The organism is Brevibacillus sp. YAE8 (assembly GCF_057543335.1).
Genome location: NZ_BAAIYG010000001.1, coordinates 632,026 through 656,774, shown reverse-complemented (window position 1 = coordinate 656,774; position 24,749 = coordinate 632,026). Strand labels below are relative to the sequence as shown.

General features: G+C 51.8%; 28 protein-coding genes. All 28 read left to right on the top strand.

Features of this window, described 5'->3' with window-relative positions:
• Position 1: 1 nt before the first annotated feature.
• The 28 genes from topA (at position 2) to flhB (ending at position 24,747) form a co-directional block, all read left to right on the top strand.
• Entirely contained in the window at positions 2-2,080 is a 2,079-nt protein-coding gene (gene topA / locus AC27IT_RS02620) for a type I DNA topoisomerase (RefSeq protein ID WP_005834274.1), read from the top strand.
• A gap of 39 nt (positions 2,081-2,119) precedes the next feature.
• On the top strand, positions 2,120-3,424 hold the full coding sequence (gene trmFO, locus AC27IT_RS02615; RefSeq protein ID WP_005834272.1) for an FADH(2)-oxidizing methylenetetrahydrofolate--tRNA-(uracil(54)-C(5))-methyltransferase TrmFO: 1,305 nt from the start codon (positions 2,120-2,122) through the stop codon (positions 3,422-3,424).
• Positions 3,425-3,497: 73 nt separating this feature from the next.
• On the top strand, positions 3,498-4,439 hold the full coding sequence (gene xerC, locus AC27IT_RS02610; RefSeq protein WP_025846129.1) for a tyrosine recombinase XerC: 942 nt from the start codon (positions 3,498-3,500) through the stop codon (positions 4,437-4,439).
• Positions 4,440-4,454: 15 nt separating this feature from the next.
• Positions 4,455-4,997 carry an ATP-dependent protease subunit HslV gene (hslV, locus tag AC27IT_RS02605; RefSeq protein ID WP_005834269.1) on the top strand — a complete coding sequence of 181 codons (543 nt, stop codon included), beginning with the start codon at positions 4,455-4,457 and terminating at the stop codon, positions 4,995-4,997.
• A gap of 19 nt (positions 4,998-5,016) precedes the next feature.
• Positions 5,017-6,414, top strand: a complete 1,398-nt coding sequence (gene hslU, locus AC27IT_RS02600) for an ATP-dependent protease ATPase subunit HslU (RefSeq protein WP_005834268.1) — start codon at positions 5,017-5,019, stop codon at positions 6,412-6,414.
• 41 nt (positions 6,415-6,455) lie between these two features.
• On the top strand, positions 6,456-7,235 hold the full coding sequence (gene codY, locus AC27IT_RS02595; RefSeq protein WP_005834266.1) for a GTP-sensing pleiotropic transcriptional regulator CodY: 780 nt from the start codon (positions 6,456-6,458) through the stop codon (positions 7,233-7,235).
• Positions 7,236-7,598: 363 nt separating this feature from the next.
• Complete coding sequence (flgB, locus tag AC27IT_RS02590) at positions 7,599-8,012, top strand: flagellar basal body rod protein FlgB (RefSeq protein ID WP_007777766.1); 414 nt, start codon at positions 7,599-7,601, stop codon at positions 8,010-8,012.
• Positions 8,013-8,014: 2 nt separating this feature from the next.
• Entirely contained in the window at positions 8,015-8,473 is a 459-nt protein-coding gene (flgC, locus tag AC27IT_RS02585) for a flagellar basal body rod protein FlgC (protein ID WP_005834262.1), read from the top strand.
• Positions 8,474-8,492: 19 nt separating this feature from the next.
• On the top strand, positions 8,493-8,792 hold the full coding sequence (fliE, locus tag AC27IT_RS02580; protein ID WP_005834260.1) for a flagellar hook-basal body complex protein FliE: 300 nt from the start codon (positions 8,493-8,495) through the stop codon (positions 8,790-8,792).
• Positions 8,793-8,821: 29 nt separating this feature from the next.
• Positions 8,822-10,408, top strand: coding sequence for a flagellar basal-body MS-ring/collar protein FliF (fliF, locus tag AC27IT_RS02575; RefSeq protein ID WP_005834259.1), 1,587 nt, complete (start codon positions 8,822-8,824; stop codon positions 10,406-10,408).
• Between the two features lie 12 nt (positions 10,409-10,420).
• Positions 10,421-11,434, top strand: coding sequence for a flagellar motor switch protein FliG (fliG, locus tag AC27IT_RS02570; RefSeq protein WP_005834258.1), 1,014 nt, complete (start codon positions 10,421-10,423; stop codon positions 11,432-11,434).
• Positions 11,418-12,236 carry a flagellar assembly protein FliH gene (fliH, locus tag AC27IT_RS02565; RefSeq protein WP_487091567.1) on the top strand — a complete coding sequence of 273 codons (819 nt, stop codon included), beginning with the start codon at positions 11,418-11,420 and terminating at the stop codon, positions 12,234-12,236. Before fliG ends, fliH begins: the two co-directional genes overlap by 17 nt.
• The gene (gene fliI, locus AC27IT_RS02560; RefSeq protein ID WP_007777772.1) at positions 12,233-13,552 is read left to right on the top strand and encodes a flagellar protein export ATPase FliI; all 1,320 of its coding nucleotides are present in this window, start codon (positions 12,233-12,235) and stop codon (positions 13,550-13,552) included. The genes fliH and fliI overlap by 4 nt, the downstream gene beginning before the upstream one ends.
• A 1-nt stretch (position 13,553) precedes the next feature.
• The gene (fliJ, locus tag AC27IT_RS02555; RefSeq protein WP_005834253.1) at positions 13,554-14,000 is read left to right on the top strand and encodes a flagellar export protein FliJ; all 447 of its coding nucleotides are present in this window, start codon (positions 13,554-13,556) and stop codon (positions 13,998-14,000) included.
• A gap of 12 nt (positions 14,001-14,012) precedes the next feature.
• Complete coding sequence (locus tag AC27IT_RS02550) at positions 14,013-14,927, top strand: MotE family protein (protein WP_005834251.1); 915 nt, start codon at positions 14,013-14,015, stop codon at positions 14,925-14,927.
• Positions 14,928-14,991: 64 nt separating this feature from the next.
• Complete coding sequence (locus AC27IT_RS02545) at positions 14,992-16,233, top strand: flagellar hook-length control protein FliK (protein WP_487091566.1); 1,242 nt, start codon at positions 14,992-14,994, stop codon at positions 16,231-16,233.
• A gap of 24 nt (positions 16,234-16,257) precedes the next feature.
• Positions 16,258-16,653, top strand: a complete 396-nt coding sequence (locus AC27IT_RS02540) for a TIGR02530 family flagellar biosynthesis protein (RefSeq protein WP_005834248.1) — start codon at positions 16,258-16,260, stop codon at positions 16,651-16,653.
• A gap of 102 nt (positions 16,654-16,755) precedes the next feature.
• Positions 16,756-17,574, top strand: a complete 819-nt coding sequence (gene flgG, locus AC27IT_RS02535; RefSeq protein WP_007777776.1) for a flagellar basal body rod protein FlgG — start codon at positions 16,756-16,758, stop codon at positions 17,572-17,574.
• A 70-nt stretch (positions 17,575-17,644) separates the two neighbouring features.
• Positions 17,645-17,866: a flagellar FlbD family protein gene (locus AC27IT_RS02530; protein WP_005834244.1), complete on the top strand. Its 222-nt coding sequence runs from the start codon at positions 17,645-17,647 to the stop codon at positions 17,864-17,866.
• A gap of 14 nt (positions 17,867-17,880) precedes the next feature.
• Entirely contained in the window at positions 17,881-18,336 is a 456-nt protein-coding gene (locus tag AC27IT_RS02525; RefSeq protein WP_005834243.1) for a flagellar basal body-associated FliL family protein, read from the top strand.
• 41 nt (positions 18,337-18,377) lie between these two features.
• Positions 18,378-19,373, top strand: a complete 996-nt coding sequence (gene fliM / locus AC27IT_RS02520) for a flagellar motor switch protein FliM (protein ID WP_005834241.1) — start codon at positions 18,378-18,380, stop codon at positions 19,371-19,373.
• Positions 19,366-20,727, top strand: a complete 1,362-nt coding sequence (gene fliY, locus AC27IT_RS02515) for a flagellar motor switch phosphatase FliY (RefSeq protein WP_005834240.1) — start codon at positions 19,366-19,368, stop codon at positions 20,725-20,727. The genes fliM and fliY overlap by 8 nt, the downstream gene beginning before the upstream one ends.
• Before the next feature lie 38 nt (positions 20,728-20,765).
• Positions 20,766-21,128, top strand: a complete 363-nt coding sequence (locus AC27IT_RS02510) for a response regulator (RefSeq protein ID WP_005834238.1) — start codon at positions 20,766-20,768, stop codon at positions 21,126-21,128.
• Between the two features lie 32 nt (positions 21,129-21,160).
• A complete protein-coding gene (locus tag AC27IT_RS02505) occupies positions 21,161-21,808 on the top strand; it encodes a flagellar biosynthetic protein FliO (RefSeq protein WP_309478681.1) in 648 nt (215 codons plus the stop codon).
• Positions 21,805-22,566, top strand: coding sequence for a flagellar type III secretion system pore protein FliP (gene fliP / locus AC27IT_RS02500; protein ID WP_005834235.1), 762 nt, complete (start codon positions 21,805-21,807; stop codon positions 22,564-22,566). The genes AC27IT_RS02505 and fliP overlap by 4 nt, the downstream gene beginning before the upstream one ends.
• 31 nt (positions 22,567-22,597) lie before the next feature.
• A complete protein-coding gene (gene fliQ, locus AC27IT_RS02495; RefSeq protein ID WP_005834233.1) occupies positions 22,598-22,867 on the top strand; it encodes a flagellar biosynthesis protein FliQ in 270 nt (89 codons plus the stop codon).
• 3 nt (positions 22,868-22,870) lie between these two features.
• On the top strand, positions 22,871-23,653 hold the full coding sequence (fliR, locus tag AC27IT_RS02490; protein ID WP_025846110.1) for a flagellar biosynthetic protein FliR: 783 nt from the start codon (positions 22,871-22,873) through the stop codon (positions 23,651-23,653).
• On the top strand, positions 23,650-24,747 hold the full coding sequence (flhB, locus tag AC27IT_RS02485; RefSeq protein WP_005834229.1) for a flagellar biosynthesis protein FlhB: 1,098 nt from the start codon (positions 23,650-23,652) through the stop codon (positions 24,745-24,747). Before fliR ends, flhB begins: the two co-directional genes overlap by 4 nt.
• The last annotated feature ends 2 nt before the right edge of the window (positions 24,748-24,749 follow it).

The window sequence follows — 24,749 nt, the reverse complement described above, 5'->3', positions numbered from 1 at the left end:
AATGGCTGATACGCTCGTAATCGTAGAATCCCCTGCGAAAGCGAAAACCATTGGAAAATATCTGGGTAGCAAATATATCGTGAAAGCGTCCATGGGACATGTGCGCGACCTCCCGAAAAGTCAGATGGGGGTAGATGTCAATCATGGCTTTGAACCCAAATACATAACCATTCGCGGCAAGGGCGATGTACTCAAGGGCCTGAAGGATGCCGCCAAAAAAGTAAAGAAAGTCTATCTGGCAGCCGACCCGGATCGCGAAGGGGAAGCAATTGCCTGGCATCTGGCCCAATATCTCGGACTCGATTTGAACCAGCCGCTTCGCGTGGTGTTCAACGAGATTACCAAAGACGCGATCAAGGAAGCGTTCAAGCATCCGCGCCATATCAACATGGATTTGGTGAACGCCCAACAGGCGCGGCGTATTTTGGACCGGCTGGTCGGCTACAACATCAGCCCGATCCTGTGGAAAAAAGTGCGCAAAGGTTTGAGCGCCGGACGCGTCCAGTCTGTCACCGTCAAGCTGATTATGGATCGGGAGCGCGAAATCCAGCAATTCATTCCCGAAGAGTACTGGACGATTGCCACCAAGCTCGCTAGCAACGGCAAAGAGTTTGAGGCGAAGTTTTACGGCTATGAGGATGAAAAAGTCGAGCTGAAGTCGGAAGAGGACGTCAAGCGCGTGCTGGACAAAATGAAGGATCAGTCGTTTGTCGTGCAAAAGGTAACAAAGCGCGAGCGCAAACGCAATCCTGCACCGCCGTTTATCACCAGCTCTCTGCAACAGGAAGCCGCGCGCAAGCTCAATTTCCGTACCGCCAAGACGATGCGGATCGCCCAGGAGCTGTACGAGGGGATTGACGTCGGCAACAAGGAAGGCGCAGTCGGTTTGATTACGTATATGCGTACAGACTCCACCCGCGTATCCGAAACCGCGCAAAATGAGGCGAAAGAGTACATACTGGAAAAATTCGGCGCTGACTACATACCGGCAGAACCTCGTGTCCAGGTCAAAAAAGAAAACGCTCAGGACGCGCACGAGGCGATCCGCCCAACTTCGGTCGCACGTACGCCGGATGAGATCAAGGAATTTTTGTCGAGAGATCAACTGCGCTTGTATCGACTCATTTGGGAGCGGTTTCTGGCGAGCCAGATGTCTTCCGCTGTACTCGATACCATGAGTGTAGATATTGATGCAGGGGGCGTCATGTTCCGGGCGACTGGCTCGAAAGTGAAGTTCCCTGGATTTATGAAGGTTTATATAGAAGGAAATGATGACGGCACGGAAGAAGAGAGCTTCCTGCCGCCAATCGCTGAAGGCCAGACGCTGGAACAGCGAGAAATAACGCCGGCGCAACATTTTACCCAGCCGCCGCCGCGTTACTCGGAGGCGCGTCTCATCAAGACGCTCGAAGAAGGCGGCATCGGCCGTCCCTCTACGTACGCTCCAACGCTGGAAACTATTCAGAAGCGCGGCTATGTCGCGCTGGAGGAAAAGCGGTTCATCCCGACAGAGCTGGGCGAAATCGTCATTACGCTGATCGAGGAGTTTTTTCCGGAAATTCTCAATGCGGAGTTTACCGCCCATATGGAGTCCGATCTCGACGAAATCGAGGAAGGCACAGCGAACTGGGTTCAAATTCTCGATGCGTTTTACGGTGACTTTGCCAAGCGAGTGGCCGTAGCGGAAGAAGAAATGAAGGAAGTCGAGCTGAAAGACGAAGAGTCTGACGAGACTTGCGAGCTGTGCGGCCGCGTGATGGTCTACAAGCTCGGGCGCTTCGGCAAGTTCCTCGCTTGTTCCGGGTTCCCGGAATGCCGCAACACGAAACCGATCGTCAAAGAAACAGGGGTAAAGTGCCCGCAATGTGAAACTGGACACATTATCGAACGTAAATCTAAGAAGAGCCGTATTTTTTACGGCTGCAACCGATATCCGGAATGCGATTTTGTATCGTGGGACAAACCGATTGCCCGTCCTTGCCCGAAATGCGCAAGCCTACTCGTGGAGAAAAAGCGCAAGAAGCAAGGGGTTAGCGTTGTCTGCACCAAATGCGACTATCAGGAAGAAGCAGACTCCTGATTGGACGAGGTAGAATTTGTAGCTTGGAGGAAGAACAGCATGACAACACCAACTATTACTGTAGTAGGCGCGGGTTTGGCCGGAAGCGAGGCTGCCTGGCAAATTGCCAAGGCAGGCATTCCCGTCAAGCTGTACGAAATGCGGCCTAAGACCCAGACACCTGCCCATCATACCGACAAATTCGCGGAACTGGTCTGCAGCAACTCCTTGCGCGCGAACTCCTTGGCCAATGCCGTCGGCGTATTAAAGGAAGAAATGCGCCGTCTAGGCTCGGTCATTATCGAGGCTGCTGACCGTTGCGCCGTTCCGGCAGGGGGAGCGCTTGCGGTAGACCGGCATGAGTTTGCTGGCTATGTCACGGATGCTGTGAAAAATCATCCGCTGATCGAGGTTATCACCGACGAGATCACCGACATTCCCGCGGATGGCATCGTCGTCATTGCGACAGGACCACTGACATCGCCAGCGCTTTCCCAAAAGCTCAAGGAGCTGACTGGGGAAGAATACCTATATTTTTATGATGCTGCAGCACCAATTATCGAAAAAGACTCGATCGACATGAACAAAGTCTTCGTGGCGTCCAGGTACGATAAAGGGGAGGCTGCTTACCTGAACTGCCCGATGACGGAGGAAGAATTTAATCGCTTTTACGATGAGCTGATTGCCGCCGAAGCGGTTCCGCTGAAGGAGTTTGAAAAAGAAATTTTCTTCGAGGGCTGCATGCCGATCGAAGTCATGGCAAAACGCGGACGCCAAACGATGCTGTTCGGCCCGATGAAGCCTGTCGGTCTGACAGACCCGCGCACAGGCAAAAAGCCGTACGCAGTCGTTCAGCTTCGCCAGGACAACGGCGCGGCTACCTTGTACAACATCGTCGGCTTCCAGACCCATCTGAAATGGCCGGAGCAAAAGCGGGTGTTCTCGCTGATCCCTGGCCTGGAAAACTGCGAAATCGTCCGTTACGGCGTCATGCACCGCAATACGTTCATTAATTCGCCGAAGCTGCTGCGCCCTACGTATCAGTACAGGGAGCGGGACACCTTGTTTTTTGCAGGCCAAATGACAGGGGTGGAAGGCTACGTGGAATCTGCCGCTTCCGGACTGCTCGCAGGCATCAATGCCGCGCGTCTGGCAAAAGGCGAAGAGCTGATCGTGCTCCCGCCGGAAACGGTCATGGGCAGCATGGCGCGCTATATTACGACGGCGGATCCGAAACATTTTCAGCCGATGAACGCGAATTTCGGGCTGGTTCCCGAGTGGCCAGAGCGCATTCGCAACAAGCGTGAGAAAAACGAAAAGCTTGCTGAGCGGGCGCTAGATACAATTCAGAATTTTACACAATAACGACACAATTAGCGTTGATATCCGAATTTCGTCTGTGTTACTATATAGGTGCTTCGAGGAGGGTGCATCCCATATGGACATTTCGCAACAAATTTCTGCGGATCTTGCGATGTTTACCCGTTATTTGCGAGTCGAAAAAAACGCCTCTCCTCATACGGTAAAGCAGTATTTGGCAGATATCAGCGAATTTGTCTCCTTTATGGAACAGCACCAAATCTCTGTATTTGCTGCTGTTTCTTATTTGCATGGTCGCTCCTTTCTCGCGCACTTGGCGGGCAGGGGGTTATCCCGGCGAAGTATTGCGCGCAAGCTCTCGAGTTTGCGAAGCTTGTATCGATTTTTGTTGCGTGAAGGTCAACTGGAGCAAAATCCGTTCCAACTCGTTTCCACTCCGAAGATGGAGAAGAAACTCCCTTCCTTTTTGTATCCACAAGAAGTTCAAGCGTTTTTTGATCTGCCAGATACATCAACGCCTTTAGGAATACGCGATCGGCTGATATTTGAACTGTTGTACGCGAGCGGCATGCGAGTTTCTGAGCTGGTTACCTTGTCAGTCGACGATGTGAATCCGAGCATGGGCGTCGCGCTTGTATATGGAAAAGGGGCAAAAGAGCGGTATGTGCCTGTGGGAAGTTATGCCTGCGACGTTCTTAGGCAATACCTAGAGTATGGAAGAGAAAAACTGTTGGCCGGCAGAGTAGATCACGGCAACCTGCTGCTTAACTATCGCGGAGAGCCGTTGTCCGACCGCAGCGTCCGCCGGATTGTAGACAAATACGTAGATATGTGCGCTTCTCATTTGCGTGCTTCACCTCACACCTTTCGTCACACGTTTGCGACCCACATGTTGAATGGAGGAGCTGACCTCCGGACGGTCCAAGAGCTGCTGGGACATGTCAATGTCTCTACGACGCAGGTTTACACGCATGTGACCAAGGAGCGACTTCGCCATGTATATGACACCGCTCACCCGCGGGCTAACCCGAATAGTACAGGTTCCGCCAATCGGACATAACGGGAGGAATCAGTGATGGAACAGTTTCACGCAACAACCATATTCGCTATTACGCATAACGGGGCAACCGCGATGGCCGGTGACGGTCAGGTTACCTTTGGAAACAGCATGGTCATGAAGCATGGGGCCAAAAAAGTGAGAAGGCTCTATCGCGGAGAAGTTTTGGCAGGATTTGCAGGCTCAGTTGCCGACGCAATTACGCTGTTTGAAAAGTTCGAAGGCAAGCTCGAGGAATACCATGGAAACCTTCAGCGGGCTGCTGTTGAGCTGGCGAAGGAGTGGCGTTTGGACAAAGTTTTGCACCGCCTGGAAGCGATGATGATTGTCGGCAACAAGGATCACCTGCTGCTGATCTCCGGCAACGGAGAAATCATCGAGCCAGATGACGGGATTTTGGCGATCGGCTCTGGCGGAAGTTTTGCCCTGGCTGCCGGTCGCGCTCTGAAAATATACGCGCCGCACCTGAGTGCCCGGGAAATTGCAGAAGCATCACTTCGAACCGCTGCGGAGATTTGCGTGTTCACGAACAACAATCTTGTGGTGGATGAGTTGAATTGAGCAAAAGGGAGGAACTTCTGTGCTGAATCTTGAGCAATTAACTCCGCGTAAGATCGTAGAGCATTTGGACAAATACATCGTCGGGCAGGCACAAGCCAAGAAAGCCATCGCTGTGGCGCTTCGCAATCGCTATCGTCGGAGCCTTTTGCCGGAGCAGATGATTGACGAAGTGGTTCCCAAAAATATTTTGATGATCGGACCGACCGGGGTGGGGAAAACCGAGATTGCCCGCCGGATCGCCAAGCTGACCGGCGCGCCGTTTATCAAAGTAGAGGCGACCAAGTTCACCGAGGTTGGCTATGTAGGACGAGATGTTGAGTCGATGGTGCGCGATCTGGTGGAAGCCTCCATCCGAACTGTGAAGCAGGAAAAAGTGGAATCCGTCAAAGAAAAAGCGGAAAAGCTCGCCAACGAGGCGATCGTAAACGCATTGGTTCCATCCCGGAAACAGCAAAGCTCGTTCAAAAATCCGCTGGAAATGCTGTTCGGCGGACAACAGCAGCAAGAGCAAACGTCGCATGACCAGGAAGAAGCTTCCGTTCTGCAACAGCGCAGACAGGTGGCTTGGCAACTAGCGAATGGACAGTTGGAAGAACAAATGATCGAGATAGAGGTAGAAGATCAATCGCCAACGATGTTCGACATGTTCCAGGTTCCGGGTACAGAACAAATGGGGATGCAAATGCAGGATATGCTCGGCAGCTTGATGCCTAAACGGACGAAGAAGCGAAAATTGCGAATTAAAGATGCCCGAAAGGTATTAATTCAGCAGGAAGCGCAAAAACTGGTGGATATGGACGAAGTTACGCAAGAGTCGATTCGTCGGGCAGAGCAGCATGGCATTATCTTTATCGACGAGATCGACAAGATTGCAGGCAAGGACGGCCGTGGACCGGATGTATCCCGCGAAGGCGTGCAACGAGATATTTTGCCGATCGTGGAAGGTTCTACGGTTATGACGAAATACGGTCCGGTAAAAACCGATTACGTCCTGTTTATCGCGGCTGGAGCGTTTCACATGGCCAAACCGTCTGATTTGATTCCTGAGCTGCAGGGGCGTTTTCCGATCCGGGTTGAGCTGACGAGCTTGCGCGTCGAGGATTTTGTGCGAATTTTGACGGAACCGAAAAATGCGCTGCTCAAGCAGTATGTGGCTTTGCTGGAAACAGAAGGCGTGCGGGTAGAATTTACGCAGGAAGCGATCCAGGAGCTCGCGAAAATGGCTGCGGAAGTCAATCAGAGCACAGACAACATCGGTGCTAGACGCTTGCACACCATCCTGGAAAAGCTGCTGGAGGATCTCTCGTTTGAAGCCCCGGAAATTCATCTGGAAGTTGTGCAAATCACCCCTGATTACGTCCGGCAAAAGCTCGGATCGATCGCGGGGAACAAAGACTTGAGTCAATACATTTTGTAATGATTGGGTAGGTAGTACACATACATTGGGAGGAAATACAGATGGATCTACTGTCGAAAACAAGAAGAATTAACCGCATGTTGCAAAAATCTGCGGGCCATGCTGTTAATTTTAACGAAATGGCGCAAGTGCTGAGTGACGTAATTGAAGCGAATACATTTGTCGTAAGTCGCAAAGGCAAGCTGCTTGGTTTTGCCATCCACCAGGAAATGGACAATGGCCGCATGCGCAAAATGCTGGAAGAGCGCCGTTTTCCAGAGGAGTACAGCCAAGGTCTTCTGAAAGTGGAAGAAACGTCCGCAAACCTGGACGTAGAAAGCCCTTACACTATTTTCCCGGTGGAGATGAAAGACGTATTCCGTTCCGGCTGGACGACTCTCGTTCCGATCATGGGTGGCGGAGACCGTTTGGGTACACTGATTCTCGGACGCATCAACGACCAGTTTGTGGACGATGACCTGATCCTCGCGGAAGTGGGCGCGACCGTAGTAGGAATGGAGATCCTGCGCGAGCGTTCGGAAGCGATTGAGGAAGAAGCGCGCAGCAAGGCTGTCGTGCAAATGGCAATCGGTTCCTTGTCCTACAGCGAGCTGGAAGCGGTTGAGCACATTTTTGAAGAGCTCGAAGGCAAAGAAGGCTTGCTCGTCGCTTCGAAAATTGCCGATCGCGTAGGCATTACCCGCTCCGTTATCGTAAACGCACTGCGCAAGCTGGAGAGTGCGGGGGTCATTGAATCCCGTTCCTTGGGAATGAAAGGAACTTTTATCAAAGTTTTGAACGAAAAACTGCTGCCTGAGCTGGAAAAGCTCAAAACTTCGTAAGGAAAATTGCAATAAAAGTTTAGTCAAAGTGAACTAAAAGGTATAGCGACATCGGTTGCTATACCTTTTTTCATGGGTATTTATACCCAGTTTCAACAATGTCCGACAAACCGCTTCCAGAAATTATCTATTGATTTTTTAGTGCTAGCCCACTTGTGACGCATTGAATATGGATTGCATGTCAAAACAAGTAAAAAACAGGGATTTAGTGCCATTGAATCATTTTGAAAGTCGCCATCAATAGGGGCTTTTTTCACTATTACGATTTTGCTATGATTGAATCGTAAATTGGATGTCGAAAATACAGGAATTATAGGCAGTTTTGTGGAAATGAATTGACACATAATTGGGGGAGAAGGCTATATGCTGGAGAGCTATCATCTGCAGGTCCTAGAGAGAGCGATGAATGCCGCGACGTTGCGGCACCGGACGATCGCGAACAATCTTGCCAACATCGATACCCCTCAATTCAAAAGTCAACAGGTAATTTTTGAGGGCTATCTGCAAGAGGAACTAAATGGGCAAATAGGAAATGGGAAGCTTGCGGCTTATCGCACCGATCAACGCCATATTCCATTTGGCAATGCCGGCGGGTTTGCAATGCCTCAAGTCGTTTCCAATCCGAATAGCTACGTGCAGAACAGCGGGAATGATGTCGATCTGGAAGCAGAGACAACAGAGCTGGCGAAAAACCAGATCTGGTACAGCGGCTTAACACAACTGACAGCAGGGCATTTCCAGAAGCTGCGCAGTGTCATTGAGGGTGGAGGGAAATAACGATGAGCTTGTTTCAAGGAATTAATACGAGTGCCTCTGCATTGACTGCCAATCGCTTGCGCCTGGATACGATCGCGTCGAATATTGCGAACGCAGAAACGACACGCGCGAGTTTTGTCGATGGCAAGTGGCAGCCGTACCGTCGAAAAATGGTCGAATTGTCACCCCGCTCGACCCAATCGTTCGACAGCTTTCTGCAGGCGGCAGTGGGAACTGTTTCTGGCAGTGGCGGAGAACAAGGGGTAAGAGTCACGGCCATTCAGGAGGACACCACGCCATTTAAACGCGTATATGACCCTGCTCATCCCGATGCGGATCAAGAGGGCTACGTGCTTTTGCCGAATGTCGATCCGATGAAGGAAATGGTCGACCTGATCTCGGCATCACGATCCTATGAGGCCAACGTGACAGCTTTAAACGCAAGCAAGGCGATGATGTTGAAAGCATTGGAAATCAAATAAAGCAGGTGAACAATAAAAGATGGACATAAACGCACTTTCCCAAACGGTTCCGGTTCGGACGCCTGTCGCAAACAAACTGCCAACGCCTGCCGAAGTGACAAAAGACTTTTCGTCGTACTTGACGGACGCGCTAAGCCAGGTGAATCAGGCTCAAGTAGAATCGGCAAATCTCGCAGATCGATTCGCTGCCGGAGAAATTACGGATGTGCATCAATTGACAGTCGCCGGACAAAAAGCTTCCGTGATGCTGCAATTGACTATGCAAGTCCGGAATAAAATGATCGAGTCCTACCAAGAAATCATGCGAATGCCGATTTGATTGTCGTTTTATCCAGTGAGAGGTGAATCATGAACGAACGTTTAGCTTTATACAGAAATCAGCTTACGTCTAAATGGAACCAGTTTTCCAAGAAACAAAAATGGATGATTGCCGGAATCTCGCTTTTTCTGCTAATTTCGCTGGGCTTATACATATACATCGCTTCTCAGCCGGTCTACAAGCCACTCTACGATCAGAGACTGAGCGAGCAAGAAATCGGCGCAATCAAAAAAGAACTTGAAGGCCAGCAGATTCCGTACCGGATTACGGGAAATGGGACAAGCATTGAAGTACCGGAAAAAATGGCACAGGATGTCATCGTCGATCTGGCCGCACAAGGAATCCCCAGCCAGGCAGGCATCAACTCTGAGATTTTTTCCAATACGCTCGGTGTTACCGACAGGCAATTCGATGTGATGAAAAAAGAAGCGTTGCAACAAGAGCTGCGCAAAATGCTCGAACGTGTGAAAGGCGTGCGCTCGGCACAAGTGATGATTACACTGCCGCAGGAAAGTGTTTGGGTGACAGAGACACCGGATACGGCAACGGCATCGGTCATCGTCGACGTGGAACCGGGTACGACGCTCGATCAAAAGCAGATTAACTCGCTGTATTTGCTCGTTTCCCGAAGCGTTCCGAAATTGCCGATGGACGCCATCGCGATTACGGACCAATACTCGAATCCGCTGGAACGCGCGGAAGGCAACGAAGCAGAAGGAACATTAAGCAGCTTCAAACAGCAAGAAGCAATCAAGTCCGAGGTTGAGAAGAAGATTCAACAAAACCTGTACAACTTGCTTGGAACGATTATGGGCCGAGACAAAGTGATTGTGCACGCATTTATCAAAATGAATTTTGATAAGGAAAACCGCGTGGAAAATCTCGTGGAGGCGCCCGACAAAGAGAACAACGAAGGACTTATCATCTCTTCTCAAAAATTATCAAAAGCTTTCTCGGGTCAAGGCCAACCGCCGGGGGGCATCGCCGGAACAGGCGCGAATGCAGTCCCCAACTACCCAGGGAACAATCCTCAGGGCAGCAACAGTCAGTATGAAGAACTGAATGATACCATTAACCGCGAAGTCAATCGAATCACGCGAAATGTTACACTAAGCCCGTACAAGATTGAAGATTTGACGATCAACGTAGGGGTCGAACCGCCGACTGGCGGAGAATTAGATGCTGCTACAATCGAAAGTATCAAACAGGTACTGCGCAATGTCGTCCGTGTGACACTGAGCGACAGAGCGACCGATTTGAGCGAAGAAGAACTGGACAAACACATTTCCGTTCTCCCACGTCAATTTTCTGGCAAAGTGGCTGTCGAAGAATCCAGTGCACTCAGCCCGGCTGTATTGTGGACCGTTGGTGGTATTGCCGTGCTGGCTCTCGCCGCTGTAGCCTTCCTCATCATCCGCAGACGCAACCAAGCGAAGCAGGAACAGGAAGAAGAGATGTCAGACTTGCTGGCTCCAAACCAACCTGCCGAAATTCCTGACTTGATCTATCAGGAAGATGGAGACCAGGTCGTGGTCAGAAAACAGCTTGAAAAATTGGCGCGAAGCAAGCCGGATGAATTTGTTGTTCTGCTTCGTACTTGGCTAGCAGAAGATTAAGGAGTGAAAGATATGGCTCGCGGCGCTAAAGAGTTGTCGGGAAGACAGAAGGCGGCTATCCTCCTCATCTCACTAGGGCCGGAAATCTCTGCCCAGGTGTTCAAGCATTTGCGTGAGGATGAGATTGAGCAGTTGACATTGGAAATTGCCAATGTGCGAAAAGTAGATACTGATGAAAAAGATAAAATCTTGGCTGAATTTCACCAAATCGCCGTAGCGAAGGAAGTCATTTCGCAAGGCGGCATTACGTACGCAAAAGAAATTTTGCAAAAAGCGCTGGGCGAGACGAAAGCGATGGATATCATCAATCGCTTGACGGCAAACCTGCAAGTGCGGCCGTTCGATTTTGCCAGGAAGGCAGATCCTGGTCAAATTTTAAACTTCATCCAAAACGAGCATCCGCAGACCATTGCACTGGTGCTTTCTTATCTCGAACCGCAGCAGGCTGCGATGATTTTGTCGGCTTTGCCGCAAGAGCGCCAGGCTGAGGTAGCGAAGCGGATTGCGACGATGGACAGCACTTCTCCGGAAGTGATCGCCCAGGTGGAGCAAGTCCTCGAGCAGAAGCTCTCGGCAACGGTGACACAGGATTATACGCAAGCTGGCGGGATCGAGGCAATCGTGGCAGTTCTCAATGGTGTCGATCGTGGGACGGAGCGCACGATTCTCGATTCTCTCGAAATTCAGGACCCCGAATTGGCCGAAGAAATCAAGAAGCGCATGTTTGTATTCGAAGATATCGCCACACTGGACAACCGCTCCATTCAGCGCGTCATCCGCGACGTGGAAAATGCGGATTTGCAGCTTTCGCTCAAAGTGTCCAGCGAAGAAGTTCGCGAAGTTATTTTCCGCAACATGTCCAAACGGATGGCGGACACTTTCAGAGAAGAAATGGAGTTCATGGGACCAGTTCGTCTGCGCGACGTCGAAGAAGCACAATCTCGTATCGTTGCGATTATCCGTCGCTTAGAGGAGGCTGGTGAGATCATCATCGCCCGCGGTGGAGGAGATGATATCATTGTCTAGGATCATTAAAGTGGCGAATTATCGGCCTTCAGAGGACTCTGTCCTCCTCTCGGTGACGCCTGTACCACCTAAGACGGAAAGTGATCCCGAAAGGTTGCAAAAAAATCTACAAATTTTTCAAGAAGCTGAAATAGAGGCCAAAACGATTCTGGCAGACGCGGAAGAAACCGCGCAAACCATTCTCCGCCAAGCGATAGAAGAGGCCGAGCAACTGAAGCAGGAAGCCTCGCTGGAGATTCAGCAATGGTGGGAGCAGAAACAGCAGGAGGCTGCCCAGTTGTTCAGCTCGACGCAGGAGCAAGCGACGGCCGAAGGACACGAAAAAGGCTTTGCGGAAGGCAAGCAGCAAGCGTACGAGGAAGAGACGCAAGCACTCGCCGAGGCGCGTGCGATTCTGGAGCAGGCATACAGCAGCAAGCAGCAGATCATCGCGGAAGCAGAGCCGTTTTTGGTAGAGCTGGCCCTGGAAATCGCCAAAAAAATTATCGGACAGGAACTGCAGCAAAATCCGGAGCAGGTGCTGGAAATTGCGAAAAAAGCGCTGCGGCGCTCGCGAGTCCACGGCGAGATCACGATCTGCGTCAACCACAACTACTTCCATTACGTTTCCGAGCATCGCGCCCAACTGCTGGCGTTGCTGGAAGGACAGGCGGAGCTTTCCATCTATCCGGACTACACGATAGCAGATGGCGGCTGTGTCATTCGCACACAGCTCGGAAGCGTGGACGCACGGGTGGATACACAACTAGAAGAGATCAAACAAGCATTGCTTGCGATTGCCGGAGGAAGTGAGTCCCGATGAGCATCCTGGACATATCCAAGTACAGACAGGCGCTGTATGAGCTCGATCCGCTACGCGTGAACGGGAAAGTGACACAGGTGGTCGGCCTGACCATCGAGTCGCAAGGACCCGAAGTGAAGCTCGGCGAGATTTGCCATCTGTACCCGACGAACAGCAAAGAGCCGATTATCGCCGAAGTGGTTGGTTTTCGGGAAAACAAAGTGCTGCTGATGCCGCTTGGCGAGCTGACAGCCATCGGACCGGGCTGCGACGTTGTGGCGACGGGCCGATCGCTGGAAGTAAAAGTAGGGCCGGAAATACTCGGCTCGGTGCTGGATGGACTGGGCAGGCCGTATCAAGGGACGCTGCCGCTCGGACTGGCTTCCTATCCGACGAACAACCTCCCGCCGAACCCGATCCTGCGCCCGCGCATCAAGGAGCCGCTCAGCGTCGGCGTACGCGCCATAGACGGACTTTTGACGGTCGGAAAAGGACAACGTGTCGGCATCTTTGCCGGATCAGGGGTAGGGAAAAGTACTCTGATGGGGATGATCGCCCGCAATACGACGGCGGACATCAACGTCATCGGGCTGATCGGGGAGCGCGGACGCGAAGTCATGGAGTTTATAGAACGCGATCTGGGGGAAGAAGGGCTAAAGAGGTCTGTCGTCGTCGTCGCCACTTCCGACCAGCCGGCCATGATTCGCATCAAGGGAGCCTTGATTGCGACCTCGATCGCCGAATATTTCCGGGATCGCGGACTGAATGTGATGCTGATGATGGATTCTGTCACCCGGTTTGCCATGGCGCAGCGGGAAGTGGGACTAGCCATCGGAGAGCCTCCAGCCACACGCGGCTACACCCCGTCCGTGTTCGCCCTGATGCCGAAGCTGATGGAGCGGGCAGGAACGGCCGACAAAGGCAGCATCACGGCGTTTTACACGGTACTCGTCGACTCGGATGACATGAACGATCCGATTGCGGATACGGCGAGGGGAATTTTGGACGGACACATTGTCCTCGACCGGAAAATCGCACAAAAAGGCCATTTTCCTGCCATTGATGTGATGGCAAGCGTCAGCCGCGTCATGTCGGAAATCGTCTCGGACGAGCACAAGGAAGCCGCCAGACAGTTGAAAAAGCATCTGGCGACATTCCGGGAAGCGGAAGACTTGATTAACATCGGAGCGTACAAGCCAGGATCAAACCGCGACATTGATGCCGCGATCCGCTATAAAGACATCATTTCTGAGTTTACGGCCCAAGGCACACATGAGCCCTCGACCCTTCAAAGCGCAATCAAGGCGCTGTTAGCCCATTTCGGAGGAGTGAACTAGAGTGAAAGTGTTTCAGTTTCATCTCCAAAAAGTTCTGGATCTGAAGGAAAAAGAGAAAGAGCAGGCAGAGTGGGCATTTGGGAAATCGATTCAGCGCAAAAACGAAGAAGAGTGGAAACTTGTGCAATTGACTGAACAGCATGATGAGATGACCCATATGCTTGAGGAAGCGCAAATGCAGACGTGCAGCGCGGCGCAGCTTATCTCTATCGCGCAGTACCAGCAAGCGGTAGCCCGCTCGATTACGAGGCAGCAACGAACCTTGCGCGGGTGTGAGCAGGACGTGGAGCGCTGTCAGTCCCATTTGACCGAGAGAATGAAAGAGTCCCAGTTGTGGCAACGACTGCGGGAAAAATCTCTCCATCAATTTCTCGACGAGCAGAGACAGCGTGAGCAAAAAGAAATGGATGAGATCGGCACGCAGCTCTATCTTCGCCGCAGCAACTAAGGGAGGTACCAGATGGAAGAAATCCAAGAAGAACGGGAATACGGCAGGTTGGAATGGTTTTTTTACATGATCGTCATTCCTGCACTGTTTGCCAGCCTCCTTGGCGGCGTTCTCCTGAGCTTGCTGGGAGTGAACGTGCTAGGGAATGTTCTCCACTGGGCTAACTCCATACCGTACGTGGAAAAGCTCGTCCCGGACGAATACGACACGCTGTCCGGTGAGGAGGAAAAGAAAGAACCAGACACGGAGAAGCAAGTGGCGACCCTGCAGCAAGACCAGGCGAAAAATCAGCAGCAAATTTCCGCGCTGAAAGAAGAAGCAGCGAAAAAAGACGCCACGATTCAAGCGCTGGAAAAGCAGGTGCAAGACTTGAACAAGCTCATGGAGGAACAAAGAGCCAGCGAAGAGGAGCGGCAAAAGCAGTTTACGGACCTCGCCAAAGTGTACACGACGATGTCAGCGAAAAACGCAGCAGCCATCATCGAAAATTTGAGCCTGGACGAGTCTGTCGCGGTCATGACCAAAATGAAGCCCAATCAGCGCGCAGACATTTTGGCAAAGATGGACCCGAAAAAAGCGGCAGACATTTCGATACTGCTGAAAGATTCTGTTGTCAACAAGGACGACGACATTGCGGCCTTGCAACAGCGGGTTCAGGTGCTGACAAAGGCGCTTAGCGAGACACGCAGCGGCTCTTCCTCCAGCGCAAACGACCAGGCACTGAGCGAGACATTCGCGCAGATGCCGGCAGAAGATTCTGCTGCGGTCATTCGCTCGCTCATGAGTACGAACAAGAGCAGAGCGCTTACCCTCTTAAAAGAAATGCCTGCGGACAAGCGGGCGCAAACACTCTCTGCGATCGCCAAGGAAGACAAAAAAGAGAAAGACAATCTGGCGGCACGCATCACAGAAGAGTTGCTTCGATAACAAAAAGCATGGCTTTTCGTTGTCGTTTCCATAAGCAACAAATCTAAAAGAGGAGGTGAACGAGATGAATGTAGCCAATCTGACTCCGCCAGTAGGTTCAGCCGGGAGCGTCACATCTGTCGGTGCTGCCACAGGCAATGGAGATGCTGGCATGGGGCAGTTGTTCTCTTTGCAAATGCTGCAAACTTTTGAAACGATGCTAGACTCCAAAGGGGTAGTTGCTTCTCCGGCAGGCTTGTCAGAGGAAGACCAGAAATTGCTCGATGAACTGATGGCGTTGATCGCTCAACTGCTTGCCGCAGGACAGCAAGGAAACGCAGAACTGAACGAGCAAGTAGGCGAAAAGGCAGCAGCGGTTGAACAGCTTTTGGGCAAAGTGTCCGGACAAGGCATGGAGCTTGCCTCGCAGGCTGGAGTGGATCTCAAGCAACTTTTGTCCAAGCTTTCGCAAAAGGAAGCATCTGCCGATGAGATGGACAAGCTGGCCGCACTTCTCGAAGCACTGAAGAACCAAAAAGGCAATGAAAGCAAAGCGAAGCATGGCGCGCTGCCGCTGCGCTCCGAGACGATTCCCAATCTAAATGCATCGCAGCAAGAAGCGTTCAAGACGATTTCGCCTTTGCGGATGAACCTCGGCCTGGCTGCCTACAAGCTGGAAGCGGGAGTATCTTCCCAACCGATCCAGCCGACGCTTTCCGGCAGTCTGCTGAATCAGGAAGGAAACCCGGAGGAATCGCTGCTGACGACAGCGAACCAAATTTCGGTTGTTTCCCAGCAAGCGCCTCAGACGCAAAGCGTGGCAAGTTTTCAACAGGCAGTCGGACAGACGCACCATGTGAACGCGAACAAATTGCCGCAGCAGCTTACCCAGCTTTTCGTTTCCAAGCTGCAACTAAGCGGCCATAACGGTGTGCATGAAGCACGGCTGATCTTGAATCCGCAGTCGCTCGGGCAGGTGGACGTGACGATTACTTCGCACAACGGGGTAATTACCGCCCAGTTCCACGCCGAGACACAGGCCGGAAAAGATTTGCTCGACAACCAGCTTCCGCAATTGCGGCTGGCTTTGACGCAGCAAGGCTTGCAGGTCGATCGTCTGGAGGTCAATCAACAGCAGGACACGGCATTCAGCTTCCAGCAACAGCGCGAGCAAGCCGGACAGCAGCGGGACAATCAGCAGCAACAGCAACAAAAACAGGCTGAACAAGAGTTTGCGCTAGAGGCGCTCGTAGACAGCAGTGAAACGAGCGAGTCGCTATGGAATCGCCTGCGGGAATCAGCCCGTGGAGTGGACGATCTCGTCTAGGGATGGAATGAAGGAGGAAGCAGCATGAACCATTTTCGTGTCGCGCAGCCCTATTTCCCTCCGAAACCGAATCACGTCACCAAAGCGGCTGCCCAGACAGCGCCGGGAGCCAGCAAAACGTTTCAACAGTACTTGACCGAATCGACGACTCCACATGCCAAAGCACAGCCACTTTCGTTCAGTCAGCATGCCATGAGCCGCCTGCAGCAACGTGGAATCGCGCTTGGAGGGCATCAGTTGGAACGTTTGGAGTCAGCGGTTCAAAAGGCAGCCTCCAAAGGGGCCAGAGAATCTCTCATCATTATGGATAACGTGGCTTATGTCGTGAGCATCGTAAATCGGAAAATCATTACCGCTGTGGACGATGGCAGCATGAAGGACAATGTATTTACCAACATCGACAGCGCCATCTTCGTATAAATGGCCTGTACGAGCGGGCTGGACCTCTCCGGAGGAAGCCTACGGGTTACCGAACGACAGAGGTAATCCAGACTTGTAAGAGAGCAGAGGAGGAGACAGATCATGCTTCGTTCCATGTATTCAGGTATCTCAGGTATGCGCGGCTTTCAAACAAAGCTTGATGTCATTGGGAACAACATTGCGAACGTAAATACGGTTGGCTTCAAAAAAAGCCGTGTCATGTTTCAAGATATTTTGAGCCAAAATGTGCAAGGTGCCGGCGCTCCGACCGACGGTGGAAAAGGCGGTACCAACCCGACCCAGATCGGTCTCGGTTCCTCGATCGCATCGATTGATACCGTGTTTTCGGCGGGAAGCCCGATGACGACAAACTTGCCGACAGACCTTTCCATTGAAGGCGACGCCTTTTTCATGGTGAGCCCGGATGACGGCGCGACGATCTACTACACGCGCGCAGGCAACTTCACCCGCGACTCCCAAGGCTTCCTGGTTAACCCGCAAGGACTGAAACTGTTGAACAGCGATGCTGCTCCGATCCAGATCAGCCAGGCTGACGGTGTCGTCTCCTACTCCATCGGCAAAGACGGCGTCATTACGACCGTAGACGATGCGGGCGCGCTTGCAGCCGACAACACGATTGGCGTCATGACGTTCAACAACCCGAGCGGTCTGAAAAAAGTCGGCAATTCGCTCTATGAAAACACGGTGAACGCCGGTGCTCGTGACGAAGACCCAATGACACCAGTTACTCCAGCAGATGCACGCGTGAGCATCATTGCCGGTCAACTGGAAATGTCCAACGTCGACCTCTCTGAAGAGTTCACGGAAATGATCGTGGCGCAGCGCGGCTTCCAGGCGAACTCGCGGATCATTACGACGTCCGATTCCGTTCTCGAGGAACTGGTGAATCTGAAACGATAACTTCTTGCAGTGGATTAGGCGGGGAAGCGATTTACTCCTTCCCCTGTTTAATCCCGAAAAGGAGCACACGATGATTAAACTGACCCGTTTTAACGGCACTGCGTTTTATCTGAACATCACTCACATCGAAACGGTTGAAGCAACACCCGATACCGTGATTACGTTGTTCAACGACAGGAAGTACATCGTGAAGGATTCCGTAGAGTCCATCGCTGAACGTGTTCAGGCTTTTTATCAAAACGCTCATCCGATAGCGACTGCACCCAAGCTGCCGGACGATTTAAATGAATAGCGGGAGGCATTGCGATGTTTCAAAATCGTTTGTTTAACATGGCTCTAATTATCATCATCGCGATTTCGCTACTGGGAGTCATCTCGTTTGTGCTCTGGCAAACGTATCTCTCTCCGGCCGCGCAGACGGCCAGCTCTGAAGAAAAAGAAGTGAAGCCTTTGTCAGCGAAAGAAATGCAGGAGTACTCCGTAGATACTGGCGAGATCACAACCAATTTGCTGACGAACAATTACATGATTGTGCGCTTCAGCATTACAGCGGACAGTGCAGATGCCAAAACGGAACTGGAGCAGCGATTGCCACAGGTCAATCAGGTGATTATTAAAACGTTGGCTGGCCTGACACCAGAAGACATAAAAGGAACCGAAGGCGTAAACAAGCTGGAAGCGAAAATCATGAATGAAATCAGCTCCCTGATGCAAGAAGGCAAAATCGTGCAAGTCGTGACGACCAAGCGGGTCTTGTCCTAAGGAAGCGATCACACGGATACATAGCAAGGAGGTGACGACATATGGCCGAGGTTCTCTCACAAAGTGAGATTGACGCGTTGTTGGCCGCTCTATCATCTGGTGAGATGGATGCCAACGAGCTGAAAAAAGAAGAGACTGAGCGCAAAGTCAAAGTGTATGATTTCAAACGCGCGTTGCGGTTCTCCAAAGACCAGATCCGTGGCTTGACACGAATCCATGAGAACTATGCGAGGCTGTTGACTACTTATTTTTCAGCTCAGCTCCGTACCTTCGTGCAAATTACGGTTGCCTCCGTCGATCAATTGCCGTATGACGAATTTATACGCTCCATTCCCAAGATGACCATCTTGAACATCTTCGAAGCTCCTCCTTTGGAAGGACGAATGGTCTTGGAGGTCAATCCAAACATCGCCTATACCATGCTGGATCGGCTTCTTGGTGGCCAGGGTGCAATCCCGGAAAAAATGGGTGCACTTACGGAAATTGAAACAACGGTGATGGAGCGAGTATTCGGCAAGGCGCTGGATACATTCCACGAGGCATGGAAGCAAATTATTGAGCTTGATCCGTACCAGGAAGGACTGGAAATGAATCCCCAGTTCATGCAGATTGTCTCGCCAAACGAGATTGTCGTCGTAATCTCGTTCAGTACGAAAATCGGGGACACGACAGGAATGATTAACCTTTGTCTGCCTCACGTCGTACTGGAGCCGATCATGACCAAGCTTTCCGGTCAGTACTGGTTCTCCAAGCAGAAAAAGACACGGGATGAAGATGAACGCCTGCGTGTCGAAGAACGAGTAAAGGTGGCCAAACTGCCGATCATTGCGGAAATGGGGACGGCTACGATTACCGTCGGCGATTTTCTGGCGCTGCAAAAAGGCGATGTCATCCAGTTGGATCAGTCGCTTGACAGCAAGCTGAAGATCAAGATAGGCGATCAGTTGAAGTTCCTGGGGCAACCGGGTACGCTCAAAGGCAGAATGGCCGTGCAGATTGATGAAGTCATAGAGGAGGGGGAGGACCAAAATGAGTAGAGATATGCTTTCTCAAGACGAGATTGACGCGCTACTTCGCGCGAACAACTTGGTTGAGGACGAAGAGGAAGCAAAGCCCGCGGAGAGTCAGAATGTGGCTGATTTTCTTTCCCCGTTTGAACAGGACGCGCTTGGCGAAATCGGAAATATCTCCTTCGGCAGCGCCGCAACCGCGTTATCCACTTTGTTAAGCCAGAAAGTCGACATTACCACGCCGACCGTTTCCGTTGTCAACGTGGATGAGTTGGAAAGCGAGTTTCCAATTCCTCATGTGGCGGTCCACGTCGAGTACACGGATGGCTTCAAAGGGATCAACCTGTTGGTCATTCGGATGGAAGATGCGGCGGTAATCGCAGACCTGATGATGGGGGGAGATGGCAAGCCTGCCGATACGGAAATGTCCGAGCTGCACATCAGCGCAGTCCAGGAAGCGATGAACCAAATGATGGGTTCAGCGGCGACATCCATGTCCACGATCTTCAACCAGTTCATCAACATTACACCTCCGGGCATCGACGTGATGGACTTGGCGCAGGGCAAGGGCGGAGACAGCTTCTCCGACGATGACAGCCCGCTGGTGAAAGTCTCCTTCCGCTTGAAAGTCGGCGAACATGGCGAGTTGATTGACTCGAATATCATGCAGCTTTTGCCGCTTTCTTTTGCGAAGAAAATGATCGACCGACTGGTGGGAGGCTCGGATGACGAGGCAGCCGCAGCACTTGTAGCCGAGACGGAAATGCCGTCTATTCCGGCCCCGAGCGCGTCCGCTCCACCGCCAGCCCAGCCTGTGCAGCAGGAGCCTGTACAGAGCCACGTACCTCCTGTAGCGCCGCCGCCTCCTGCACAGCAGCCGATGCAGCAGCCACCGGCTGGATATGCTCCGCCGATGGGTTATCCGGGGCAACCGATGTATCCGGACCCATACGCGCAATATGCGATGCCGCCGGGGTATGCTCCGTATCCGGGCGTTTACCAGCAACCGCCTATGGCTCCGCCAGCGCCGCAGCATTTCGGAAGCCCGGCAGCCAACCAGGCAAATGTCGTGCCAGCGCAGTTTGCACCGCTTGGCGCGTCCCCGATGTACACAGGAGAACTGCAAAATTTGAATCTCTTGCAAGACATTCCGCTGCAAGTAACGGTGGAGCTGGGACGTACCAAAAAGTTGATTAGAGAAATTCTTGACTTGTCTGCCGGATCCATCATACAGTTGGACAAGCTGGCAGGTGAGCATGTAGACATTTTGGTCAATAACAAGTTGATTGCCAAAGGCGAGGTTGTCGTCATCGACGAGAATTTCGGTGTCCGCGTCACCGATATCATCAGCCAGTTTGATCGTGTTCAAAAATTGCAATAAACCACAAATCAAGAGCAAGTATTGGGGAGGATCTATTCATGTCAAACAAAGTATTGATCGTTGATGATGCAGCATTCATGCGTATGATGATTAAGGAGATTTTGTCCAAAAACGGCTACAGCGTCGTAGGGGAAGCAAGCGATGGAGCACAGGCGGTTGAGAAGTACAAGGAATTGGGACCAGATTTGGTGACAATGGACATTACCATGCCGGAAATGGATGGCATTTCTGCTCTGAAAGAAATCAAAAAGCTCGATCCGAACGCACGCGTCATCATGTGCTCCGCGATGGGACAACAGGCCATGGTTATTGATGCGATTCAGGCGGGCGCGAAAGATTTCATCGTAAAACCATTCCAGGCAGATCGCGTGCTGGAAGCGATCAAAAAGACTTTGAGCTAATGATGAAGATCCGGAATGCAGGGACGAGGCTTTTGTGGATCTTCAGTCTGATCCTCGTGCTGTTTGTCTCCGCCCTGCCCATTGCCGTCCATGCGGAAGGTACTGTAGCCGATGCGTACAACCAAGGGAATACAGACAAGAGCAATGCGCCCGCCGGCGGCGAACAGCCGGCGGCCATTCCGGGCAGCGGAACAGGCAGCATGATCGGTTATTTGGTGCAAGTCATTTTTTCACTCGGCTTTATCGCTGTTCTTATCTTTTTCCTGCTCCGTTTTCTCGGGCGACGCCAAGTCGGGCAAAGCCAAGGACCGATCAAAATTATCAGTGCGGCAGCCCTTGGCAACGGGAAGACGCTGCAGGTGGTCATGATCGGAGAGTCCTTGTACATTGTGGGAGTGGGAGAGAATGTCCAACTGCTTCGCCGCATCGAACCGGGGGAAGAGGTGGACCTGATCTTGGCCGATGCGGAAATCGCACCGATCAAAAACCCGTTATCGCTGAACTGGCTGCCATTCAGCAAAAAGAAGCAGGCTGACGAAGAGTTGCTGTTTTCTTCGGATGTGGACGGAAAAACCTTTCAGGAGCTTTTGAAAGGGCAGTGGGACAACGTGAAAAATCGACCACTCAACTCCGACTTGTGGGACAAAGAGGAAGTTTCCGACAGAGGGGACCGAAAATGAAATATTTTTTACAGGTGCTTGTGCTTGTTGCCGCAGTGCTCGCCGTACCGGAGATGGCGGCAGCCGCGCCAGGAGGAACACCGCTAATTCCGAGCATTGACTTGCAAATCGGCGGCGGCACTGGGACACCACAGGAGACATCCTCAGCGATTCAGTTGTTGCTGATCTTGACTGTGCTCTCAGTGGCACCAGCTATCTTGTTGTTGATGACGAGTTTTACGCGAATTGTCATTGTCTTGTCGTTTGTGCGAAATGCCTTGGCGACCCAGCAAATGCCGCCCAACCAGGTGCTGGTGGCGCTCGCTTTGTTTCTGACGTTTTTCATCATGGCCCCGACTTTGGGCAAAGTGAATGAAACGGCCGTGCAACCATTTATGCAGGGCAAGCTGACGCAGCAGCAGGCATTCGATGCGGCGGTCATTCCGTTCAAGGAATTTATGGCCAAGCAGACGCGCGAAAAAGATTTGGCGCTGTTTTTGGAATTTACGAAAGCGGAGCGACCGAAGACGATTCAGGATATTCCGCTTACTGTTCTCGTACCTGCCTATGCGATCAGCGAGCTGAAAACGGCCTTTCAGATCGGCTTTATGATCTTCATCCCGTTTCTGGTCATCGACATGATTATCTCCAGCATTTTGATGGGGATGGGGATGATGATGCTGCCGCCGGTCATGATTTCGCTGCCGTTCAAAATTTTGCTGTTCATTATGGTAGACGGCTGGTACTTAGTAGTGAAATCCCTTTTGACCAGTTTTTAGCGACATTCCGAAGGGACCAGGAGGTTAGAGCATGACACAGGAATTACTGATGCAAATTGCCCAAAGCTCTGTTTACACCATCCTGCTGGTTTCGGCGCCCGCGCTCGGGATCGCCTTACTGGTCGGGTTGATGGTCAGCGTTTTTCAGGCAACCACGCAAATTCAGGAGCAGACGCTCGCATTCATTCCGAAGATCGTCGCCGTGTTTATTATCATTTTGGCGGTAGGACCGTGGATGCTGCGCGTCATGCTAGATTTTACGATGGGGATCTTCGGAAACCTGCATCGTTTTGTCGGATAGCGTATGAGCCTTTATCTCACGTATTTGCCTGTTTTCTTGCTGGTGTTTGTCAGAATGAGCGCCTTTTTTGTAGTGGCTCCCTTTTTCGCGATCAGGGGCGTGCCTGCCCAGTTCAAAATCGGCTTGGCCTTCATCGTCGCCTTGATTAGCTTTCAAGCGTTGCCGGTGCAAGGACAGATTCCGCTGGATTTGACGTTTATGCTCTATGTGATAAAGGAAGCGCTCGTAGGCTTGATTCTCGGCTATATTTGCGAGCTGATGTTTGTCGCTGTCCAGGTTGCCGGAGGGCTGATGGACATGCAAATGGGCCTGGCCATGGCGAACGTGATCGACCCGAAAACGGGCGCCTACATCCCTGTGACGGGGAACTTCAAGAATATCTTGGCGATTTTGTATTTTTTTAGCATCAATGGACATCACATGCTGCTGCGCGGGATCATGAGCAGCTACCAGGCGATTCCGGTGGATCGCATGTGGGCCGCTTTTGGCAGTGAAAGCGCGATGATGACAGCGGTCAAAGTGTTTCAGAACATGTTTTTGAGCGCGTTTTTGATGGCGGCGCCAATCGTGGTCGCGCTGTTTTTGGTAGACCTCTCTCTTGGTATTATCGCCAAATCTGTCCCGCAGTTTAATATTTTTGTGGTCGGCTTGCCGATCAAACTGCTTGCCAGCTTTCTGCTCTTGATCGTTGTCATGCCCGCCTTTTTACTGACGTTAAACGGACTGTTTGACAACATGTTCCGGGCACTCGCAGAAATGATGAAATCGCTCGGAGGATCACCATGACGCAGATGAGGTTCCTTTACCCCGTAGACCTGCAGTTTTTTAGCGGCGAAAAAACGGAGAAGGCGACTCCCAAGAAAAAGGAGGATGCCCGAAAAAAGGGGCAGGTGGCGAAAAGCCAGGATCTCTCTCCTTCCATCGTATTGACTTCGTTCTTTTTTTTGCTGATGATGCTCGGGCCTTCCATGCTCAGTACGTTCCAGAACCTGATGCGAGAAGCGCTTATCACGTTTACGAGCTGGCAGTTGAACGAAGAGAATCTGAAAGTCATCGTCATGTCGATGGCCTTCGAGGCGCTGAAAATCGTGGGCCCTGTACTGGGGCTGGCCTTTCTGGTCGCCTTCGCCGTCAATTACATGCAGGTGGGCTGGATGATTAGTACGGAGCCGCTGCAGATGAAGCTGGAGAAGCTGGACCCGATCAAAGGAGCCAAACGCATTTTCTCCATGCGCTCCCTCGTCGAATTGCTGAAATCGCTATTGAAAATCAGTGCTTGCATGTATGTGGCTTACGTCATTTTATGGAGTGCCAAAGAACAAGTCACCCAGCTTTCCTTGCTCTCGCTGGGGAGCGTCCTGTCTTTTACAGGAACTGAAGTAACCAAACTCGGAATTTACATCGGTTTGCTGCTGTTCATTCTGGCGATTATGGATTACGCCTATCAACGGTATGAACATGAAAAGAATTTGCGGATGTCCAAACAGGACATTAAAGACGAGCACAAGCAGGCGGAAGGGGACCCGCTAATCAAAGGGAAAATTCGCGAGAGGCAGCGGAGCATGGCGCTGCGTCGGATGATGCAAGAGCTGCCGAAAGCGGACGTCATCATTACGAACCCGACCCACTTTGCCGTCGCAATCCGCTACGATGCCAGTGCAATGAGCGCCCCTACGGTAGTGGCAAAAGGCCAGGATTACCTGGCGCTGAAAATCAGAGAGGTGGCCAAGAAGCACCGGATTGTTACGATGGAAAACAAGCCCCTGGCCCGGGCTCTCTATAGTCAGGTTGAAATTGGACAACAAATTCCCGAAGAGATGTTTAAAGCGGTCGCGGAAGTCCTCGCGTACGTCTACAAGCTGCAAGGGAAAGTGAAATAACG

Bases quoted from the DNA above. Each gene is read 5' to 3' on its own strand.
- codY (WP_005834266.1), top strand. From the start codon at position 6,456: ATGGATCTACTGTCGAAAACAAGAAGAATTAACCGCATGTTGCAAAAA.
- trmFO (WP_005834272.1), top strand. From the start codon at position 2,120: ATGACAACACCAACTATTACTGTAGTAGGCGCGGGTTTGGCCGGAAGC.
- fliH (WP_487091567.1), top strand. From the start codon at position 11,418: ATGATATCATTGTCTAGGATCATTAAAGTGGCGAATTATCGGCCTTCA.
- AC27IT_RS02540 (WP_005834248.1), top strand. From the start codon at position 16,258: ATGAACCATTTTCGTGTCGCGCAGCCCTATTTCCCTCCGAAACCGAAT.
- AC27IT_RS02550 (WP_005834251.1), top strand. From the start codon at position 14,013: ATGGAAGAAATCCAAGAAGAACGGGAATACGGCAGGTTGGAATGGTTT.
- fliQ (WP_005834233.1), top strand. From the start codon at position 22,598: ATGACACAGGAATTACTGATGCAAATTGCCCAAAGCTCTGTTTACACC.
- fliM (WP_005834241.1), top strand. From the start codon at position 18,378: ATGGCCGAGGTTCTCTCACAAAGTGAGATTGACGCGTTGTTGGCCGCT.
- fliY (WP_005834240.1), top strand. From the start codon at position 19,366: ATGAGTAGAGATATGCTTTCTCAAGACGAGATTGACGCGCTACTTCGC.
- xerC (WP_025846129.1), top strand. From the start codon at position 3,498: ATGGACATTTCGCAACAAATTTCTGCGGATCTTGCGATGTTTACCCGT.
- fliI (WP_007777772.1), top strand. From the start codon at position 12,233: ATGAGCATCCTGGACATATCCAAGTACAGACAGGCGCTGTATGAGCTC.
- flgB (WP_007777766.1), top strand. From the start codon at position 7,599: ATGCTGGAGAGCTATCATCTGCAGGTCCTAGAGAGAGCGATGAATGCC.
- hslV (WP_005834269.1), top strand. From the start codon at position 4,455: ATGGAACAGTTTCACGCAACAACCATATTCGCTATTACGCATAACGGG.
- AC27IT_RS02510 (WP_005834238.1), top strand. From the start codon at position 20,766: ATGTCAAACAAAGTATTGATCGTTGATGATGCAGCATTCATGCGTATG.
- flhB (WP_005834229.1), top strand. From the start codon at position 23,650: ATGACGCAGATGAGGTTCCTTTACCCCGTAGACCTGCAGTTTTTTAGC.
- fliE (WP_005834260.1), top strand. From the start codon at position 8,493: ATGGACATAAACGCACTTTCCCAAACGGTTCCGGTTCGGACGCCTGTC.
- topA (WP_005834274.1), top strand. From the start codon at position 2: ATGGCTGATACGCTCGTAATCGTAGAATCCCCTGCGAAAGCGAAAACC.
- AC27IT_RS02545 (WP_487091566.1), top strand. From the start codon at position 14,992: ATGAATGTAGCCAATCTGACTCCGCCAGTAGGTTCAGCCGGGAGCGTC.
- fliP (WP_005834235.1), top strand. From the start codon at position 21,805: ATGAAATATTTTTTACAGGTGCTTGTGCTTGTTGCCGCAGTGCTCGCC.
- flgC (WP_005834262.1), top strand. From the start codon at position 8,015: ATGAGCTTGTTTCAAGGAATTAATACGAGTGCCTCTGCATTGACTGCC.
- AC27IT_RS02525 (WP_005834243.1), top strand. From the start codon at position 17,881: ATGTTTCAAAATCGTTTGTTTAACATGGCTCTAATTATCATCATCGCG.
- fliR (WP_025846110.1), top strand. From the start codon at position 22,871: ATGAGCCTTTATCTCACGTATTTGCCTGTTTTCTTGCTGGTGTTTGTC.
- flgG (WP_007777776.1), top strand. From the start codon at position 16,756: ATGCTTCGTTCCATGTATTCAGGTATCTCAGGTATGCGCGGCTTTCAA.
- AC27IT_RS02530 (WP_005834244.1), top strand. From the start codon at position 17,645: ATGATTAAACTGACCCGTTTTAACGGCACTGCGTTTTATCTGAACATC.
- fliG (WP_005834258.1), top strand. From the start codon at position 10,421: ATGGCTCGCGGCGCTAAAGAGTTGTCGGGAAGACAGAAGGCGGCTATC.
- fliF (WP_005834259.1), top strand. From the start codon at position 8,822: ATGAACGAACGTTTAGCTTTATACAGAAATCAGCTTACGTCTAAATGG.